Annotated in this window: 14 protein-coding genes; 5 read left to right on the forward strand and 9 right to left on the reverse strand. The window is 57.9% G+C overall.

Annotation, left to right across the window (positions count from 1 at the left end; genetic code table 11):
- Positions 1-16 precede the first annotated feature (16 nt).
- A complete protein-coding gene (locus ABF990_RS05510; RefSeq protein WP_415490516.1) occupies positions 17-733 on the reverse strand; it encodes a GntR family transcriptional regulator in 717 nt (238 codons plus the stop codon).
- 686 nt (positions 734-1419) lie between these two features.
- On the opposite strand from ABF990_RS05510, the gene ABF990_RS05515 reads away from it, so the two are divergent.
- Entirely contained in the window at positions 1420-3078 is a 1659-nt protein-coding gene (locus tag ABF990_RS05515) for a diguanylate cyclase (RefSeq protein WP_415499802.1), read from the forward strand.
- A gap of 166 nt (positions 3079-3244) precedes the next feature.
- Here the strand turns inward: ABF990_RS05515 and ABF990_RS05520 are convergent, their stop codons facing one another.
- The 5 genes from ABF990_RS05520 to ABF990_RS05540 form a co-directional block, all read right to left on the reverse strand.
- Positions 3245-4210 (reverse strand): hypothetical protein, encoded by a 966-nt coding sequence (locus tag ABF990_RS05520; protein WP_415490514.1) that lies wholly within the window; start codon positions 4208-4210, stop codon positions 3245-3247.
- A gap of 55 nt (positions 4211-4265) precedes the next feature.
- Positions 4266-5561: a methyltransferase domain-containing protein gene (locus ABF990_RS05525; RefSeq protein WP_415490513.1), complete on the reverse strand. Its 1296-nt coding sequence runs from the start codon at positions 5559-5561 to the stop codon at positions 4266-4268.
- 66 nt (positions 5562-5627) lie between these two features.
- Positions 5628-6176: a dTDP-4-dehydrorhamnose 3,5-epimerase family protein gene (locus ABF990_RS05530; RefSeq protein WP_415490512.1), complete on the reverse strand. Its 549-nt coding sequence runs from the start codon at positions 6174-6176 to the stop codon at positions 5628-5630.
- 106 nt (positions 6177-6282) lie between these two features.
- Positions 6283-6990, reverse strand: a complete 708-nt coding sequence (locus ABF990_RS05535; protein ID WP_415490511.1) for an SDR family NAD(P)-dependent oxidoreductase — start codon at positions 6988-6990, stop codon at positions 6283-6285.
- A 266-nt stretch (positions 6991-7256) separates the two neighbouring features.
- Complete coding sequence (locus ABF990_RS05540) at positions 7257-7529, reverse strand: hypothetical protein (protein WP_415490510.1); 273 nt, start codon at positions 7527-7529, stop codon at positions 7257-7259.
- A gap of 30 nt (positions 7530-7559) precedes the next feature.
- On the opposite strand from ABF990_RS05540, the gene ABF990_RS05545 reads away from it, so the two are divergent.
- Both ABF990_RS05545 and rfbF read left to right on the forward strand, forming a co-directional pair.
- Positions 7560-8597 carry an NAD-dependent epimerase/dehydratase family protein gene (locus ABF990_RS05545; protein ID WP_415490509.1) on the forward strand — a complete coding sequence of 346 codons (1038 nt, stop codon included), beginning with the start codon at positions 7560-7562 and terminating at the stop codon, positions 8595-8597.
- Positions 8598-8884: 287 nt separating this feature from the next.
- Positions 8885-9649: a glucose-1-phosphate cytidylyltransferase gene (rfbF, locus tag ABF990_RS05550; protein WP_415490508.1), complete on the forward strand. Its 765-nt coding sequence runs from the start codon at positions 8885-8887 to the stop codon at positions 9647-9649.
- A 23-nt stretch (positions 9650-9672) separates the two neighbouring features.
- Here rfbF and ABF990_RS05555 read toward each other — a convergent pair whose 3' ends face one another.
- Positions 9673-11019, reverse strand: a complete 1347-nt coding sequence (locus ABF990_RS05555) for a DUF4910 domain-containing protein (RefSeq protein ID WP_415490507.1) — start codon at positions 11017-11019, stop codon at positions 9673-9675.
- Between the two features lie 387 nt (positions 11020-11406).
- A complete protein-coding gene (locus tag ABF990_RS05560) occupies positions 11407-12720 on the reverse strand; it encodes an MFS transporter (RefSeq protein WP_415499803.1) in 1314 nt (437 codons plus the stop codon).
- Positions 12721-13379: 659 nt separating this feature from the next.
- On the opposite strand from ABF990_RS05560, the gene ABF990_RS05565 reads away from it, so the two are divergent.
- Positions 13380-13850 (forward strand): GAF domain-containing protein, encoded by a 471-nt coding sequence (locus ABF990_RS05565; RefSeq protein ID WP_415499804.1) that lies wholly within the window; start codon positions 13380-13382, stop codon positions 13848-13850.
- Positions 13851-13862: 12 nt separating this feature from the next.
- On the opposite strand, the gene mgtA is transcribed toward ABF990_RS05565, so the two are convergent.
- Entirely contained in the window at positions 13863-16439 is a 2577-nt protein-coding gene (gene mgtA / locus ABF990_RS05570; protein WP_415499805.1) for a magnesium-translocating P-type ATPase, read from the reverse strand.
- A gap of 265 nt (positions 16440-16704) precedes the next feature.
- Here mgtA and ABF990_RS05575 point away from each other — a divergent pair, with 265 nt between their 5' ends.
- Entirely contained in the window at positions 16705-18225 is a 1521-nt protein-coding gene (locus tag ABF990_RS05575; protein ID WP_415499806.1) for a CHAD domain-containing protein, read from the forward strand.
- Positions 18226-18271: the final 46 nt, after the last annotated feature.

The following is an 18271-nucleotide window of genomic DNA, read 5'->3' on the forward strand; positions in this document are numbered from 1 at the left end:
GCGATGGCGCGCGCGACTAGAAAAGGGGGACATCCAGTCCTTCGGGGGTGACGTAATCGGCCATGCGTCGGCGCGACAGGTCGAAATGGGCACGCACCAGCGCACCGGCCCGTTCCACGTCACGCTGTTCGATCGCGTCGATAATCTGGTCATGCTGCACCACTGCCGTGTCGAAGCTCTGGCGCATTTCCTCGGTTACGGGGTCCTGGTAAAACGTCATGCCCAGGCGGGAATGATCGAGCAGCAACCGGCGCAGGCTTGGCAGCAGATAGGCATTACGGGCCATCTGCCCGATCTCCAGATGAAACTGGTCGTTATAGAAAACACGCTTGCGGGCGTCGTTTTCGGCAATGGCGGTCCGAAAGTGGTGCTGGGTCTGTTTCAGCGCCGCGATATCGTCCGCGGTGGCGTTGGTCGCCGCCAGTTGCGTGGTCGCGGCATAGATCAGGGGGGCTGCCACAAAGAAACTGCGCAGGGACTGATAGCTCATGGGGGATACGCGTGCCGGCCGGTTCGGCTCCAGTTCGAGATAGCCCTCCGCCGCAAGCTGGCGCATCAATTCTCGCACCGGTGGCCGCGACAGGCCGAATTCCTCGCTCAGCGCCAGTTCGTCGACAATCGCGCCGGGTGCGAGTTCCATATTGCCGATCCGCTGCCGCAGGGCCTCGTTCAGAAGCGCCTTGCGATCGGACGACGGAGCCGCGTCGCACTGGCTTTCTCCGGGCTTTTTCATGCATCACTCTCCATTGCAGGGGCAGAATAGACATATTGTAGACATTGAGTCTATCCTCAATCGTAATGATCGGGAACCGTGACGGGAATGGGCGGTCGGGGCGGAACGCATAAGCCGCGCAGGGGCGGGATTAGGGAGGGGCTGATAGCGGTTGATCACCATATAATGTCGCAAACCATGATCGCTTTGCCCGTATCTGTTGGAGTGTTGTTGGCGCTTTGGTGTGTGGCTATCGTTCGTCCAGCTCTGCCTGTTGTGCTGGGTTGCCTGGCGTCCGCGCTGGTTCCCATACTTATGTTTCCGGCCTGCTGGACGGGTTGAACGGTGCCGTCACCCTCTGGGATCTGCCATGAAGCACCTTTTCCTGGAGCTGGTGCCCAGTTTTGCGCCAGATTGGTCATGTGTTTTTTGGGGGCGTGGATCGACCTGCTTGAATGGCGTGCCCTGAGCCGATGTTGGCCCGTGCGCACGTCGCAGTCCCTCTGGGGCCTGTTGCGCGGGTGTTGATGATCAGTCCAGCCAGACGCCCCATTCAGTGCGATAAACTCGCTACAATCCATGCAAAAAGCTGCCTTGCATTTTTATATATGAGCCGCCTATTTTTGGGGTGTGCACACTATGCTAAAGAAAAGGTTCTTTAGAGATAGAAACGGTGCAGGACAAAAATGCTGAAATCCGGAATGAGTATGTCTGATATAGGCATAAAAAAATTATTCGGTTTTTTTGTTCTGTATGTTGTAATTGCTTATATTTCGATGAAATATACGGTCTATTATAATGGTCATTCAACCATATGGCCAGCAGACGCCCTCATGCTTGCGGCTATCTTCTCCAAGCAAATCAAAAATATTAATGCTGTCACGCTGATAACTTTTCTTGCAAATACCGTCAGTCATTATGCGTGCGGATATCATGGCTTAAGTGTCCTGTGTTATGCGGGTATCAGTTCGCTGCAAATATTTTTATCGAACAAAGCCTATATCAGATTTGTCGGGAATGGCATTTTATTTTCAGAATATAAGTACATTATAAAATTCAACTTATACTCAGGTCTTGTATTTCCTTTTGTGTGTGCGTTACTGGGGGCCGCATCGAATGCGGCGTTCTCTGGCACCTTGTCTCTGAATGATTTGTCCGGCTGGTTTTTTGCTTTATCACTGGGGAATATAACGTTTACGCGCCCTTTTACGTATATTCTTGACGGAACACTTGTCAAAAACATACGAAATTTTGCAAAGAACGGACTTAAAAAATCATTTCTGGCATTTATGTCCATATCCATTACATTGTATGCCGCATATTATGTATTCCATCAGATAAAATATCCTTTTTTGTTTATAACGACATCATTGGTTATTTCTAACTCTCTTATTTCGGAAGAGGTTTTTGGATCGATCGTCGTGATGATGATTGCGGTCATGGCGACAAGAGCAACATTCGATTTAACGGGCCCCATAGCGCTGATGCAGGCCGGGTATTTAGGCCGCCAAGCTGTTCTGCAGACCTACCTTATTTTTACCGTTTTCACGGAAAGAGCGGTTTCTGTCCTGTTTATGAGAAATAAAACCCTGGCCCAAAGTGTTGCAGAACGAGAGCAAATGCTCGCGCTGGTCATGGTCAATTCAACAGACTGCATGATCAGTATCGACCGGGATGGCGTATGTCTGTGGGCGGGGGGAGCGTCTGTGCCGCTTCTGGGGTATGACGCTCAAAATATACAGGGTAAACATCTGATGGATATTCTCACAATATCGGATAAAGATCGGGGTCTGATAAAAGAGTATTTTGCAAATGAACGGCAGCAGCATGTATTTTTTGCCGCTGTCCCTGTTTCCAACCAGAGCCTGTCGCTCAGTCTGAGCCTCCGTAAATCTGTTACGAATGGCATTGTTTCCGGTGCAATTGTCACTGTAAATGACATTAGCGAAGAAACACATAAAATAGCGATTGCTGTTGAAAAGTCGGAAAAAGATCCTCTGACGCATTTGCTTAATCGCGCCGGCTTTAACGAGAAAATGAAAAGCATAACAGCCGGGAAGGAAGATTTGTATTGTATTTCTTATATAGATATCGATCATTTTAAAAATATTAATGATACATATGGCCATGACGCAGGCGATACGATTTTGACGGACGTTTCAGAGTTGATGCAGAATTTTATACATCCACATGACATTCTTTCACGGTTTGGGGGAGATGAATTTGTTATTGTGCATTTGATTACAGAAAGCGATGCGAAGGCATTCTTTGGCACTCTTGTCGCTGAAATTGAAAATACGACCTTCACTTTAAGCAATAACGTAGAAATAAAAATTACAATCAGCTGTGGGTTCACGCGTTATTAATCAGGCAAAACGGTGGACAGCATTATTCAGGAGGCGGACACAGCACTTTATACGGCGAAAAAATCTGGCAGGAACCGTATTTGTGAATTTTCCGCAGATCTGGTGAATTAACGCTATCATAATCCGAGTGGGTCATGGGGCGTCTGTCATTGCGGCAGGTCCATGGTTAATGGGAAATGGACGTTGCGCGTTTATACTGCGTCAGACCATACCAGCGCGCACACAGGGTGGCCAGTTTTTGCCGGACCGAGACGAACCGTCGCCCGATGGCATTTTTTAACAGGGGCATGTAGAAACTGCGCGGGAAACGCGCCAGTTTCCGCCGGAAAGAACTGCCAGGTATGAAATATGTCTCGGGTCTTCCCTCGTAACGGATCGTGCTGGCAATATAGCGGTGCGTATCGAGAACGGGGTGGATCAGTTCATTTGCATCGGGGTTTTTGACATCGTCTTCCAGAAAGGCCGGCTCATGGCTGTAGCGTGCAAGTGTCGCATAGGATGATAATTCCCCCAGCCGGAATCCCGCCAGGGCGAGTTCCGTGGGAATAAAAGCTTCACAATGGGGCCAGTGTGTCAGGGTGCCCTCAAGAAACCGGGCGGACAGGGCAAGGCGTCGTTCAAAAAGGAAACGCACCGCCCTGTTGGAGAAAATTCCGAACGGTAAAAGCATTTTGACAATATCTTTGTCAGCGTAAAGGTCTGAGCAGGTGGTGCGGAACCACCAGTTTTCCAGTGTTGGCCCTTTTGTCGTACCGACAAGATCCACGCTGTCATGCGCGACCTTTATCATCATGCGGTCGAGATCTGTATTGGCGACGACATCGTATTCGAACAGGATATAATAGTCATAATCGGGGTGGGTCTGTAAGAAGTAATATAGCGCGTAATCGACATTGTTCCATAACATTTCCCCCTTTCCGCCACGGGCCAGTCCCATGGCCTCCAGGTCGTGTTCCGTAAAGGTCATGAACGGCAGCCCGGCAACCGCGGGGCATGAGCCCGAGGTATTATTGGCAAGGATATGGACATCGCCATGCCGGACTGTCTGGCGCATTCTGGCGAACTGCCGTTCTACAAAATCGTCCCAGACATGCGTGCGGAACAGAACTGCGTAACGAGGGGGATGGTCCATTGCCGTGTCATCCGGAAGCCTGGGTGGAATACGCCATCAGATCGATCTGAACGGTTCACAGAATTTCCAGCGTCGGGATGGGCACCACAAACCGGCCGCCCCATTCCCTGATATCGGACATCTGGGACATGATTTCATCTTTCAGGTTCCAGGGCAGAATAAGCACGTAGTCCGGCCGTGCCTTGCGGAGCGCGTCGGGGTGCAGAATGGGAATGCGTGTGCCCGGTAGAAGCAGGTTCTGTTTGTAGGGGCTGGCGTCGACGGTAAAGGGGATCAGTTCGGGGCCGATGCCGCAGTAATTGAGCAACGTGTTTCCCTTTGCGGGCGCGCCATAGGCCGCCACCACGGCCCCGTTCCTGTGGGCCTTGATAACAAAGTCCAGAACATCGCATTTGATCGTGACGATCCGCCGGGAAAAATCACGATAGGTCTGCATGTCCTCAAGACCGCCTGCGCGCTCGCGGGCAATCAGGTCTTCCACTGACTGTGCCGTGGGTAGAAAGACATTGGTGGAGGGGGTGGCGTAAACACGCAAGGATCCCCCGTGGGTTGGCAGTTCCTCGACATCGAATACGCGCAGGTCATGCATGGCAAGGGCTCGCCGCATGACCAGCAATGACAGATAGGAAAAATGTTCGTGGTAGATGGTATCGAACTGATACTGCGAGATCAGTTGCAGCAGGTGCGGAAATTCAAAGGTGACGACACCATCCTCAGCCAGCAGGACCCTGAAACCTTCCAGAAAGTCGTGCAGGTCGGGCACATGGGCCACGACATTGTTGGCGACCATCAGGTTTGCGGTATAGCCTGCGTCTTTCAGGCGGGTGGCTGTCTGGCGGCCAAAAAAAGCTATATCTGTCGGAATGCCTTTTGCTATCGCGACTTCCGCGACGTTGGCGGCGGGTTCCACCCCCAGCACGGGAATGCCAGCCTGCGAGGCATATTGCAGAAGATATCCGTCATTGGACGCAACTTCCACGACAAGGGACTGGGACCCAAGCCCGAAGCGTGAAACCTGCTTGCGAATATAGGCCTGAGCGTGCCTTAGCCAGCTTTCGGAATAGGAGGAAAAATACAGATAGTCCCCGAATATGGCCTGCGGCGATTCAAATTCGGCCAACTGGACCAGATGGCAGTCATCGCAGATAAACGCATGCAGGGGATAGAACGCCTCCATCGCGTTTTCGAGTTCGGGTTTTATATAGGAATTGGCCAAAGGCGACAGGCCCAGATTGGCGACACTTGTTTTCAGGGCAGCTCCGCACAGGCGGCAATGCGTTACGGCTGCGTGGGGAACCTCCGGCACGGACTGGCTCGCCGGGCTTTGGGGGGAGAGGGTTACAGGATCCATTGCCGTGCCTTTTCAAAAAAGAGTGTAGCAGCGCCCTTGTTCCAGACGGCCCGTTCCGGGTCCCTGCTACAGGGTGGAAAATGCCATGGGCCGGTAAGGAGGCCATGCCCGGTCCTGCTCGGAAATACAGGTGACGGGCAGGGGCCAGACAATATTCAATACCGGATCGTCGAACTGTATTCCCGTGCCGGAACCGGGGGAATAGATATGGGACATGGCGTAAAAAACCTCGACATCATCCGTCAGGGTCTGGAATCCATGGGCACATCCGGCAGGAATATAAAGCAGCCAGTCGTCATAGGCGTCGAGAACAAAGGACTGTTTTTTCAGATAACTGGCGGAATCCGGGCGCACATCGCATACAATGTCCTGTATTGTGCCCCGGATGCAGCGTACCAGCTTGACCTCGGTATGGGGCGGGCGCTGGAAGTGCATGCCCCGGACGGTGCCTGCCCGGACCGTTCTGGAACTGTTCATCTGCACAAAGTCGGCACACAGGCCATGTGCGGTAAATTCATCACGGCAGAACAGCCGCCCGAACGAACCCCGGTCGTCGATATGGCGTTCGATACCGATCCTCCACAAGCCTTCGATCCCGGTCGGCTCAAAGATCATAGTTACCCCATATCAGTATGAGATCCGTCCAGCCCGGTGCTGTCAAAAGGGGCTGCGTCTTTAAGGCGATCTCACCGGAAAAAGTTTCCATGATATGAAAAAATCGTCATGCGTTTTCGGGGCGGATGACGATATCGGTCAGTTCCAGTCGCCGCGATGTGCGCAGGCAGTACAGGACGGTCTGGGCAATGTCATCCGGCTGGAGCAGCGCCGGGGGGGTGAGGGTTCCGGCCTCATTTTCCAGCACTTTTTGCAGCATTGCAGTATCCGTGCGGCCGGGAAACACGTTCAGCACCCGGACATGGCGGCCCTTCAGGGACGGGCGCAGGGCATCGGCGGCGTGTTTCAGGGCGCGTTTGCTGGCGGCATAGGCTTCATGCGCATGACCAGCGGGGCTCAGGGCGGCTGTGGAGTTGATGAAAACAATCTGCCCGTGTGCCTGAATGATAGCTGGCAGGCACAGGGAAGACAGCGCCATGGGGGCGGTGACATTGATCGCATCCAGCCGTGTGACGGTCGGGCCGTTATCGGCTGGGCCGGGCAGGAACAGCCCTGCGGAATGAACCAGGATGTCCAGCCGGTTGGCGCACAGGCGGGCCAGCGCGTGGCGGGCGCTCTCATCCGTCAGGTCGGCCGGACATACGGTCGTACGGGTTTTACCCAGCAAAGCTGCCAGGGCCTGTAAAGGGGCTGTGCTGCGTCCGCTGAGAATGACATGGCAGCCCGCATCCACCAGGTGCCGGGCAATGGCCGCCCCTATGCCGCCAGCCGCGCCGGTGACGACTGCGATACTGTCTTTTTCGGGAAAGCTCATGAGAGAAAACACTCCTGACCGGCTGGAAATGCGGCTCTGACTGCGGGCGCTTTCGCACGCGGTTCATGGTGTTTACGATCCGGCGTACCTTTTCGGATAACGTGGCGCGCATATTCACGAAAACGTGTTTGTAAGCCGCTATCTCGAACGGCAATGGCGACGTTGAACGCAATAAGGCACGGCAACGACAAAGATGGTTGTTTCCGGACCGGATATTCGAAACAGGATCTGGCAGCAGGTCGTTTTTTAAAAGCGTTCATGTGGTTTCATGCAAGGGTTCTGGAGTGTGTTTTTCCAGCCAGTCGATTCCATAAGCGTTCATGCGCCGCCGGGATGACGATCCGGTCGGGCATATCAGCAATGGTTGAGGTCAATGGCGGGTCGGAAGCCCGATCAGCCTGCGCCATACGCCGCGCATACAGTGAGTGTAGCCGCCCCTGCGCGATGTGGATTTTATCGATACGGATCAGAGGGGCGGGCGTGCCGCCACGCCATTTGCACACGTAGGCAGGCATATCCATCAGCAACAGCGCCGCCATCTGCCGGCGCCAGCACGGACGAGACAGACAATGCATATTCTGGTCGTTGGGAACATGGGGTATATCGGTCCTGTCGTTGTAAGGCACATGCGCACGAGGTTCCCCGACGCGCGCATTGTCGGATACGATTCCTCGCTGTTCGGGCAATCGCTGACCACGCGCGGCCCCCTGCCGGAAGTTTTTCTGGATGCCCAGTATTTTGGCGATGTGCGTGACCTGCCCGCAACCGTGCTGGAGGGGGTGGACGTGGTCATTCATCTGGCGGCCATTTCCAACGATCCCATGGGGAACCGCTTTGAAGCCGCGACAGAAGCCATCAACCGCGATGCCAGCATAAAGGTGGCCGAAGCCGCCGCCCGGGCCGGGGTGGGGCATTTTGTCTTTGCCTCCAGTTGCAGTGTGTATGGATGTGCCGCCGGTGCGCCACGGACCGAGACCGATCCTGTGGAGCCGCTGACAGCCTATGCCCGCTCCAAGATCGAAACCGAACGTGCCCTGCAAAAGGCCGATCGGGGCGATATGATCGTGACATGCCTGCGCTTTGCCACGGCCTGCGGCTTTTCAGCCCGGTTGCGCCTGGATCTGGTTCTGAACGATTTTGTGGCCAGTGCGCTGACAACGGGCGAAATCGTGGTGCTGAGCGATGGTACGCCATGGCGGCCACTGATCCATGTGCGCGATATGGCACGCGCTATCGAATGGGCCATGCTGCGCACGGGTGAGCCCATGCTGGTGATCAATGCCGGCAGCGACACATGGAACTATACGGTGCGGGACCTGGCCGAAGCGGTGGCGGCGCAGTTGCCCGGCACGACGGTCAGCATCAATACCGCGGCCCCGCCCGACCGACGCTCCTACAAGGTCGATTTTTCGCTGATGGCCGAACTCGCGCCCGATCATCTGCCGCGTATGACCCTGAATGCGGCAATCGGGGAGTTGATAGACGGATTGCAGGGGATTGGTTTTGCGGATCGGGAGTTTCGGCAGTCACCGCTTATCAGGCTGCATGCGCTGGCAGGCATGATGGAGGATGGCAGGCTGTCGCATGATCTGCGTTGGGTCGCGTAAAGAAACACCTGCGACGACGGGCCTGCTGTACGGGGTGGGAACGTGCGTCCCCGTTGGTGTCGCGTGTCGTATGGCAGGTCATGCAGGCCCTGCGCGAAGCAGGCGTGCCGCGCGGCTTATGCTGCCTGCGATGCGCGGTGTCTGTGTGCATACAAATTATGGAAACATGGGAACTTTAAGCCTTTCTAAAAGATTATTCGCAAGGCCGGTACGTGCAGCGCGTCCGGTTTGCATGCCAGGCGGATGGGTGAACCAGGACCGGCCGGGCCCAGAAGGAGAAGAACGTCATGAAAGCCGTCATCCTGTCGGGTGGTTATGGCACACGTCTGATGGAAGAAACCCAGAGCAGGCCCAAGCCCATGGTCGAGATCGGGGGGCGGCCCATTCTGTGGCATATCATGAAAATCTATTCTCAGTCGGGTATAAACGACTTTGTTATTCCGCTAGGTTACAAGGCGGAAATGATAAAGCAGTATTTCGCAAACTATCATCTGCTGTCGGCCGATATCACGGTCGATTTTCAGTCCGATTCCATCAGCATGCTCAAACGCACGGCCGAGCCATGGCGCGTCACGCTGGTTGATACGGGGCTCGAAACCATGACAGGCGGTCGCCTTAAGCGCCTGCGTTCCTACCTGGACGATGAACCGTTCTGCATGACATACGGTGATGGCGTGGCCGAAATCAATGTCAGTAACACGGTCGATTATCATAAAAGCCACGGGCGTATCGCAACCGTAACGGCAGTCAAGCCACCTGCGCGGTTTGGTGCGCTGGAGATTGAAAACGGACGTGTGGGCGCATTTCGCGAAAAGCCCATAGAGCAGAGCTATGTCAATGGTGGTTTTTTTGTGCTCTCGCCGGGGGTTTTCGACTATCTGGACGATGACGAAACCGTTTTCGAACGCGGTCCGCTTGAACGTCTGGCCCAGGATGGAGAACTGATGGCGCTCAAGCACGACGCCTTCTGGCATTCCATGGATACATTGCGTGACAAGCGCCATCTTGATGAACTATGGGCCACACAGCAAGCGCCGTGGCGCATGTGGTAAGCCTGCCGGGGCTGGTTGCGCGTTCAGTCGGGGTTGGCGCGCACCAGCCCGGCCTTGTCCAGTGCCTGTGCGGCGGCCATGACCGCCGCGAACGGCTTGCCTGAACGTTCGGCAATATCGAGCAGCGAATGCGCGCCGTCGGCCAGGTTGAGAACCCAGAGCAGCGTCATCTGGTCAATGGCGTGACCGGGTTCGGCGTCGGTGGTGTTTGTGCCGCCGATCACCTTGTAAAGTCCCCGGCGGCCCAACTGGGGTTCGCAGAAGGGGTTCAGGCTGGTCAGTGTCGTATCGGCTTCCATCATCCCGATCATGTTTGCAATGATACGATACGAGCCCGCAAGGGCTGCCGGGGTTATGAAATCCAGATTGTCGGCCGATGTGTGGTACTGCGCGAAGGTCCCGTTGCGCGAACGCATGAGACAGCCGACAGGCAGGTTGAAGCCGGGCGAGCAATATTGCCGTTCGTCATAACCGTAGGGCTCGAAAGGCACGATCTGTGCTCCCGGCCAGCGGGCGAGCAGATAGGCGGCATAGCGGTCCACCGGGGCATTGGTCCGTCGTGACTGCTTGTAGGTGGGGGGGGCTTCATCTCCCAGGCAGCTCAGCACCAGCCCATGGCGGATACGCTCTACCGTGTCGCGGTTCATGGCCAGCCATGTGATCGCCCCGATTGTGCCCGGTATGAACACGAACCGGTATGACAACCTGCGCGCAGGCCCGGACTGGAGTGCCCGCGCCAGCTCGATCGCTATGGCAATGGAGGAAAGATTGTCATTGGCAAGCGATGGATGGCAGCAATGAATTGAAAACAGGACTTCATCCGGTTGATCGCCAGGGACAAGAACCTCGCCATAGCTCAGCACGCCCGGGCGCAGTTCGGTATCGATGTCGATATCGTATTCGGGCTCGGTCAGGGCGGCACGCTGGTGTTCAGACACGCAAAAACCCCAGCCTTCGGTGTAATAGCTGGTGCGATAGGGGATCAGGTCCGGCTGTTCCGGCAGGGAGTGCAGATGCTGCTCCAGCACCGCGCGCGTGACACGGCCCTGAAAGGGGGCGCTGTACTGCACAAGGTGCAGGTTGCAGTGCGCGAAGTCGATCACGGTCTCACCATTTGTGCGGCAGATACGCGCCTTGCGGACAGCCCATTCCAGCGGCACCTGCCAGTCGAAGACCTGCGTGCCGCTGCCGACGTGGTGAATGTGAAAATTCGCGATATGTTGGCCAATATAGGAAAGTGTCTGGCGAATGCCCTCTCCGGTAATACTGCGGCATATGGGGAAGAGGCGGCGGGCATGGTCGTGTAACTGGTCTGGTTTGCCGCCTGTGGGTGCGCCGGGTATGATCAGGGGGAAGGCGCATAGGGTCATGGAGTATCCTCGATTGGTTGGAGGCATGATCGTCTTGCAAAACAAGACGCCTTCTCCAGACACGAACGGAGGCTTGACCCTCGGGTTCCCCCGGTAGGTGAGAACTCAGGGGGGGGGGGGGAAGAAAACGGTGTGCGGGCTTATGCCCGGTCTTGAGTCGCACGGCGTGTTCCACCCTGGGGGCGAACAGTTCCGTGCCGCTCAAGACCGGCAGGGCTGCCAGAACCGGCGGCTGCGCATGATAGCCCCGGCCTTTTCAGGCAACTGGCGGTGCCTGCCGGTGCGGCAGGGGCCCGCGCGGCGTGCTGGAGCCGCGTAGAAAGGGGGGCGCGGTATCGGGACAAATGGCATTCCGGCCGTATGAACAGGCCGGAATGCCGGGATTTTTCAGGCTGCCTGGCCGACGGCAAAATCGTTCTGGCGGGCCCGGCTCTGCTTCTTTTCGAGCATTTCCGTGTGGCGTCGTGCTTCGGGCGAAATACGCAGGCACAGGGTCAGCACACCGGCGGCAAGGTAGAGGCCCGAAAACGTCCAGATTACCCCTTCCAGTCCCATGCCAAACCAGGATTCACAAACCCCGACGACTGCCGGTCCCACCCATGTGCTGGCACCCGCACCCAGCCCCAGAATGGACAGCGCCGCGGCTTTTTCCTTGGGGCAGATCAGCGGCATCAGGCCGGACATGGGCACAAAGGCCGCGACCGTTCCACCGTAGATGAAACCCATGATGGCGGCTGCGGTAAAGTTGCCCGGGTACCAGAGCGGCACGTAGTAGAAGAGCGGAATGGTAACGCAGCAGCCTACACACCCGCCAACGGCCACGACAAAGCGGTGGCCAAGCTTGTCGGCCAGCATGCCTGCGACAAGGTTGAAAAGAATGTTGCCCAGAAAGATCAGGGACAGAAGGTCCAGCCACAGGGCTTGCGAAAAATGGAGCTGATCGATGAAGAAAGCCGGCATGATCGCGAGGAATGCATATTCGGAGGACGTGTCGACCGTGCGGATAATGCCGGCCGCGAGGGTTTTGGGTTCACGCCACATGATGCTGATGGAGCCGAAAAAAACCTGTTTCCTGTCGGCGCCCGCGGCGACCAGAGGTTTCGATCCTGTTTGTTCGCGGACCAGCAGCAGCGCGATCAGGCCACCTGCGATCACCAGACCAAGCGAACTCCAGAACGTCGCCAGTTCGCCGATATAGGGAATGGTGTAGCGCGCGAATTGCGACCCCAGCGTGGGCAGGCCGGCGGAAAAGGAGAACCAGAACCACCCGGCGGCGGAGCCAAGCATGCGCGCCGGGGTTACAGCCGCAATCCAGACCAGAAAACCATAGGCAAACAACGGATAGGCAAAGCCACGCAATGTATAGAACAGCAGCGTCATGCGCAGGTTGTCAGGCCCCAGACCCAGCGACAGAAAGCCGACCTCAAGCGCGGCCCACAACACCAGCCCGGCCCACATGGTGCGGCGTGGCCCGTAAAGGTCCGACAGGGGGCCGGAAAGCCATGCAGATATCATGACGGCTACGCCATAGGTGGTGAACATCAGGTTCACGTCGCCCTGGGTATGGCCATGGTGCAGCATGTAGGTGTCGAGATAGCCTGCCTCGACACCGTCACCGACCATAAACAGCAGCAGGCCGATAAAACCGAAAAACAGGGACTGGGGAATACCAAGGCGCGCGGCAAATCCGCGATCCTGCATAGCTGTCTGAGGGCCTGTCTCTGGCAAGACGCTCTCTCCTTATCAAATTGACTGCAGCCCGCGACATAAGAAAGCCCGAAGGAGAACGGACGGCGGGCATGCGTGATGCTCGGCCCCCGCGATGACACAGCAGGGCCGACAGGATGCGAGCACGAAAACAGGATCGCGCATCACGGAATGGGAAGCACAGATAGCGTGCGTTGAAGGGTTTATATAATCATTGCAGCGCCATTTCAAGATATTTTTTATAAATAAAAATGACACGGGCAATGAAGAAGCCGAATTTTTATATCAGTTTGGTGTTCTTTTTTATGTGTATTCATGGGTTTGATTAATTGTATTTGAGTTTTGTTTTTCTTGTGTAGAGAAGCTGAATGCCTGTTCTGTTTTTTCTCACCCTTGCCTGCCGCGATTATAACCGTCGCGCATGATCTGTCCGTTATGACAATTTGCGTTATCGGGAAATATAAAGACTATTCAAGGGTGTTTTATATCTGCCTGTGGCGCTTGTGGTCTGCGGGGCAGCCATGGGGGGCCGCCCCGATTGAGAGGGCGCGCAACTATTCATCTGCCTGTCGACAGCCTGGGGGGATTGACCGGCCTGCGTGTGTCGTGGCGCAGTTGGCCATCATGCAATGACCATACAGGAACGACATGCCATGCTTGCCCCTTCCCGGCGTCTGACAACAGCCGATCTTCTGCCTGCCATAACCGCCGTGGTGGCGGATGAGCCGGACCTGATCGCCAATATGGCCAATATTTCGGCGCTGATTTTCGAGGCCATGCCCGACCTGAACTGGGCTGGCTTTTACCTGTGGAAAGAGGGGCAGCTTGTGCTCGGTCCTTTTCAGGGGCGCATGGCCTGCACCCGTATTCCGCTGGGCAAGGGGGTATGCGGCACAGTGGCGCAGGAACGGGTCACGCGCATTGTGCCCGATGTGCATGATTTTCCCGGTCATATTGCATGCGATGCGGCATCCGCGTCCGAAATCGTGGTGCCTGTGCTGGCGGGGAATACGCTGCTGGGTGTGCTCGATATCGATAGCCCGCGCAAAAACCGCTTTACACAGGCGGACCGGATCATGCTGGAAGCCATTGTGCACGAGCTGGTGCGGGCAGTTGCGCCCTAGCGCCGGGACGTTTCAGCGTCTTGCGGGCATGATGGCAAAGCGTTTGAGTAGTTCGGCGCAAACTAGGTAAAGCCCGACAAGAACACCGATGGTCAGGGCCACGGGCAGGGGCGGTGGCTTAAAGCCAAACCAGGTGCTTAGTCGGGTCATGGGCAGGATCAGGGCCAGCGCCAATGCGACAAGGGACGACACCGCAAGTACCTTGCCCGGTCGGGTGGCCCAGGCACGGCCATTGGTTCGGATAACGAAAATGACCAGAATTTGCGTGGCCATGGATTCAAGAAACCATGCGGTTCGGAACTGTGCCTCACCTGCGTGAAAAACAGCGACAAGCACGGCAAATGTCGCAAGATCAAAAACCGAGGAGAGCGGCCCCATGACGGCCGCGAACCGCACAAGGGCGCGCATGTCCCAGACCTGGGGTCTGGCGACGGCTTCGGGCCGTACCGTGTCGAACGGGATGCCGATTTCCGAAAAGTCATAAAGCAGGTTGTTCAGCAAAATCTGGGTCGGCAGCATAGGCAGAAAGGGCAGCGTGACCGAGGCCACCGCCATGGACAGCATGTTGCCCAGATTGGAACTGGCCGCCATGCGGACATATTTCAAAATATTGGCGAAAGTCCGCCGTCCTTCCTCAACCCCGTCCGCCACGACTTCCAGGTCGGGCGCCAGCAGGATCATGTCCGCCGCCGCCTGGGCCACCCCTGTAGCACCCGAAACCGACAGCCCCACATCGGCTATTTTCAGGGCCGGTGAATCGTTTATGCCGTCACCCAGATACCCCACCACCGCACCCCTGTCCTGCAGGGCGCGGACAATCCGCGATTTCTGGTCCGGGGTAAGGCGGCCATAGGCGTGAACTGTCTGGACCTGCACGGCCAGGGCCTCATCCCCCAGCGCTGCGATATCGGGACCGGACAGCACGGTGCCGACATCCACCCCCACCAGTCCCGCAACCCGGCGGACAATGACCGGATCATCGCCCGATAAAATCTTCAGGCCGATTCCTGCCGCCCTGAGCCGCGTGATCGCGGCGGCTGCGGTCGGCTTCGGTGGGTCGGTAAAGGTGCATAATCCCTCGAAAACAAGCCCTGCCATGGCTTTGTCATCAATGTCGTTTGCGGGCGTGTCCCACAGGCGCGATGCAATGGCGATCGTCCTTTTCCCCTCCTGCGCCAGATCCTGCACGCGGGCCTGCATACCCTCAAGCGCGGGTGCGTCCAGCAGCGTCGGGCCGTTTTGCGTGCGCTGGCTGGTGCACAGGGGCAGTACAGCCTCCACAGCCCCTTTGACGATCAGGATCGCGCCTTCCGGCCCGTTTGCCACGACAGCGCCAAACCTGCGGTTGAAATCAAAGGCGCGCTGGGCCCGTAATGTCCAGCCCGTGTTCTCCACCTGCGCGCCAGAGCGCGCCAGAGCCCGATCCAGTGCCCCGCGGTCCCCGCCAAGTCTTGCGGCGACCGCGCCCAGCATGGCCGGGCGCGGGTCGGGGTGGCCCGCTGCATCCAGTGTGTCCGCCAGTGTGATTTCGGCCGCGGTCAGCGTGCCGGTCTTGTCCGTGCATAGCGTGGTCATTGCACCCAGATCGTGAATGGCGGCCAGACGTTTGACAATGACCTTGCGGCGCGCCATGCGTACAGCCCCGCGTGAGAGCGTGACGGTGGTGATCATGGGCAATAATTCGGGTGTCAGCCCGACGGCCAGCGCGACGGCGAACATCAGCGATTCCAGTGCCGGCCGTCCCATGATGACCCGCACGGCCAGCACGATCACCACCAGCGCAAGTGTCAGCCGGGCGATGACCAGCCCGAACGCGTGCAGGTCCCGCTGGAAAGGGGATGGCGGCTGCGCTGCGTCAAGGGCTGCCGCCACAGCGCCGAACACCGTGGCCCGCCCGGTAGCGACCACCAGTGCCGTGGCCTCTCCCGTCTGGGCGACAGCACCGCGAAAGAGCGCGTTCGTGGCATCGGCCGGGCTTTGGGCTGTAACCGGGCCTGCGCGTTTTTCCACCGGATAGGGTTCACCTGTCAGGGCGGCTTCGTCGGCGGTGAAGCCGTTGCTGGCCAGCACCAAGGCATCGGCGGGAATGATATCGCCCCCACGCACCCGCAGAATATCGCCCGGCACAACAGTGCTGACATCGACCGGCACAAACGCGCCATCCCGCCGGACTTCGGCCTGCAGGGCGACCGAATGCTTCAGCGCGTCGGCAGCCTTGAGCGCGTATCCTTCCTGCACGGTGTCAAGCCCGATGGACAGAGCGAGAATGGCCACGATAATCGCTCCACCGCTGACATCCCCCGTTACGACGGAAACCACCCCGGCCCCCAGCAGGATCAGCGAGAGCGGTTCCAGCAGGCGGCGCATGACGGCGCGTGGCGCGCTGGCGCGGTGTGGCGTGCTGTCCGTATTGGGGCCATAGCGATCGGCGCGACGCAGGGCTTCTTCGGAACTCAGCCCCTCCGGCCCGGATTGCAGGGCTTTGGCCACGGCGTCGGGCGGGAGGGTCCAGAACCGTGCCAGATCGCGCGCATTGCTCTCCCCCGTGTTGTCCTCGGCCGGGTTCGCCGCGTTCGGGGGCTGGGGCATGGCACTGTCACGGCTTTCATGGACCGGTCATTTCTGCCTGATGTAACGTCGGGTAGCGGATTTGTTTGCAGGACATGGCAGCCGCAGCACGTGCTCTGGTCCTCGCTCTGGCAGGCGTTCTGGCCCGCTGTTCTGTAAAAATGCTCCTGCCGGGGCTGTAACGGACAAAGCCTGCTGCTTTTTCATCGGCAGTATCGTGCATCCCTCATGTGGCGTGACGCGTTGCAGAACAGCAAGTTGCCCGCCCGGATTGTCAGGAGAGACGATGACCGCCCCGACATCGCCCCCGCAGGAAGTCGAGTTGAAACTGCTTTTTCCGGCCCGGAGCCGCCAGGCCGTCGAACAGCATCCTGCCCTGCGCGAGGGGCTGGTATCTGGCGTGCGCCACCAGCACCTGCTGACGACCTATTACGATACGCCCGCTCTGGCCCTGTACGAGAAAGGACTGACGCTCAGGGTGCGCGAGGCAGGGGGACAATATGTCCAGACATTGAAATCGGACGCGGCGGGTGGGGGGCTGGCCGCCAGCCGGAACGAATGGAGTTGGCCGGTTACGACAGACCGGCCCGATACGACCGTGCTGGCCCGCACGCCCGCTGCCGTATTTGGCCCGACCCTGGCAGAAAGGCTGGTGCCGGTTCTGGTCAGCGATATCCGGCGCAGCGTGCATCCTGTCGCTTATGGCGGGGCGATGATCGAAGCGGCGGTCGATGACGGTGTGGTGCGTGCCGCCGGGCGTGAAGTGCCCGTGCAGGAGCTTGAACTGGAGCTTAAGGATGGCCCGGTCCTGCAGGTCTATCGTCTGGCGCTGCGCCTGCTGGCCGACCTGCCCTTGCGGATCGGGGTGGAAACCAAGGCCGGGCGCGGCCACCGGCTGCTGCGTGGCGGCGCCCCCGATGCCGTTGCGGAGCCCGCCGTAGCCCTGACCCCGCAGATCTCGACCGAACACGCGTTCAGGCTGATCGTTCGCTCCCAACTGGTTGTCCTGACCGGCAGTCAGCCGGCGGCCGAAGCGGGGGAGGTGGACGGGATACACGACATGCGGGTGAGCATTCGCAAGCTGCGCACGGTGCTGCGGCTGTTCGCCCCCTGTCTGGCCGCGCCTGTTTTCGAACGGTTTGAAGAAGCCTTGCAGCAACTCGGGCAGGTGCTCGGTGCCGCCCGCGACTGGGATGTGTTCTGCCTGGAAACAGTGGTTTCGGTCTTTGGTGACGGGGACCCGGCATATTCCCAGCCCCTTGTGGCGGCGGCGGCGGAAAAACGTAGTGCGGCCCACAGGGCATTGCGGGCGGAACTGGATGGGCCTGCCCCGACCATGCTCGCACTCGAACTTATGGCCTGGGTGGAAGGCGCACCTGTTGTTACGGGTAGCGGGGATGTTCCGCCCCGACTGTGCGACTTTGCGCCAGAACAGCTTGAGCGGTTTGCCCGCAAGGTGGCCCGCCGTGGTCGTGGAATTGGGAATCTGAGCCCAAACGGCCTGCATAGCCTGCGCAAGGCTCTGAAAAGGCTGCGCTATAGTGCCGATTATTTCACGGCATTTTATCCCGCGCGGCACGTCAGGCCGTATCTGAAGCTGGGTCGGCATATGCAGTCGGCGCTGGGTGAGATCAACGATGCGGCAGTGGCTGCCACGCTGGCCGAAAGTCTGGCTATAGGGCACCCGGCCCTTGCCCCTTTATGTGCGGATATTGTGGAATGGAGCCACAAACGAAGGAAAAAAGCCCTGCGAAAATTGCCCGGATTATGGAAGGATTTTCATAAGGCAGCCGAATTCTGGCGATAAAGTGGCCCTGTTTGTGCAAACCTGCCCAGCCACCTGGCACGACAAG

This window comes from Acetobacter sp. (assembly GCF_047723915.1).
Lineage (GTDB): Bacteria > Pseudomonadota > Alphaproteobacteria > Acetobacterales > Acetobacteraceae > Acetobacter.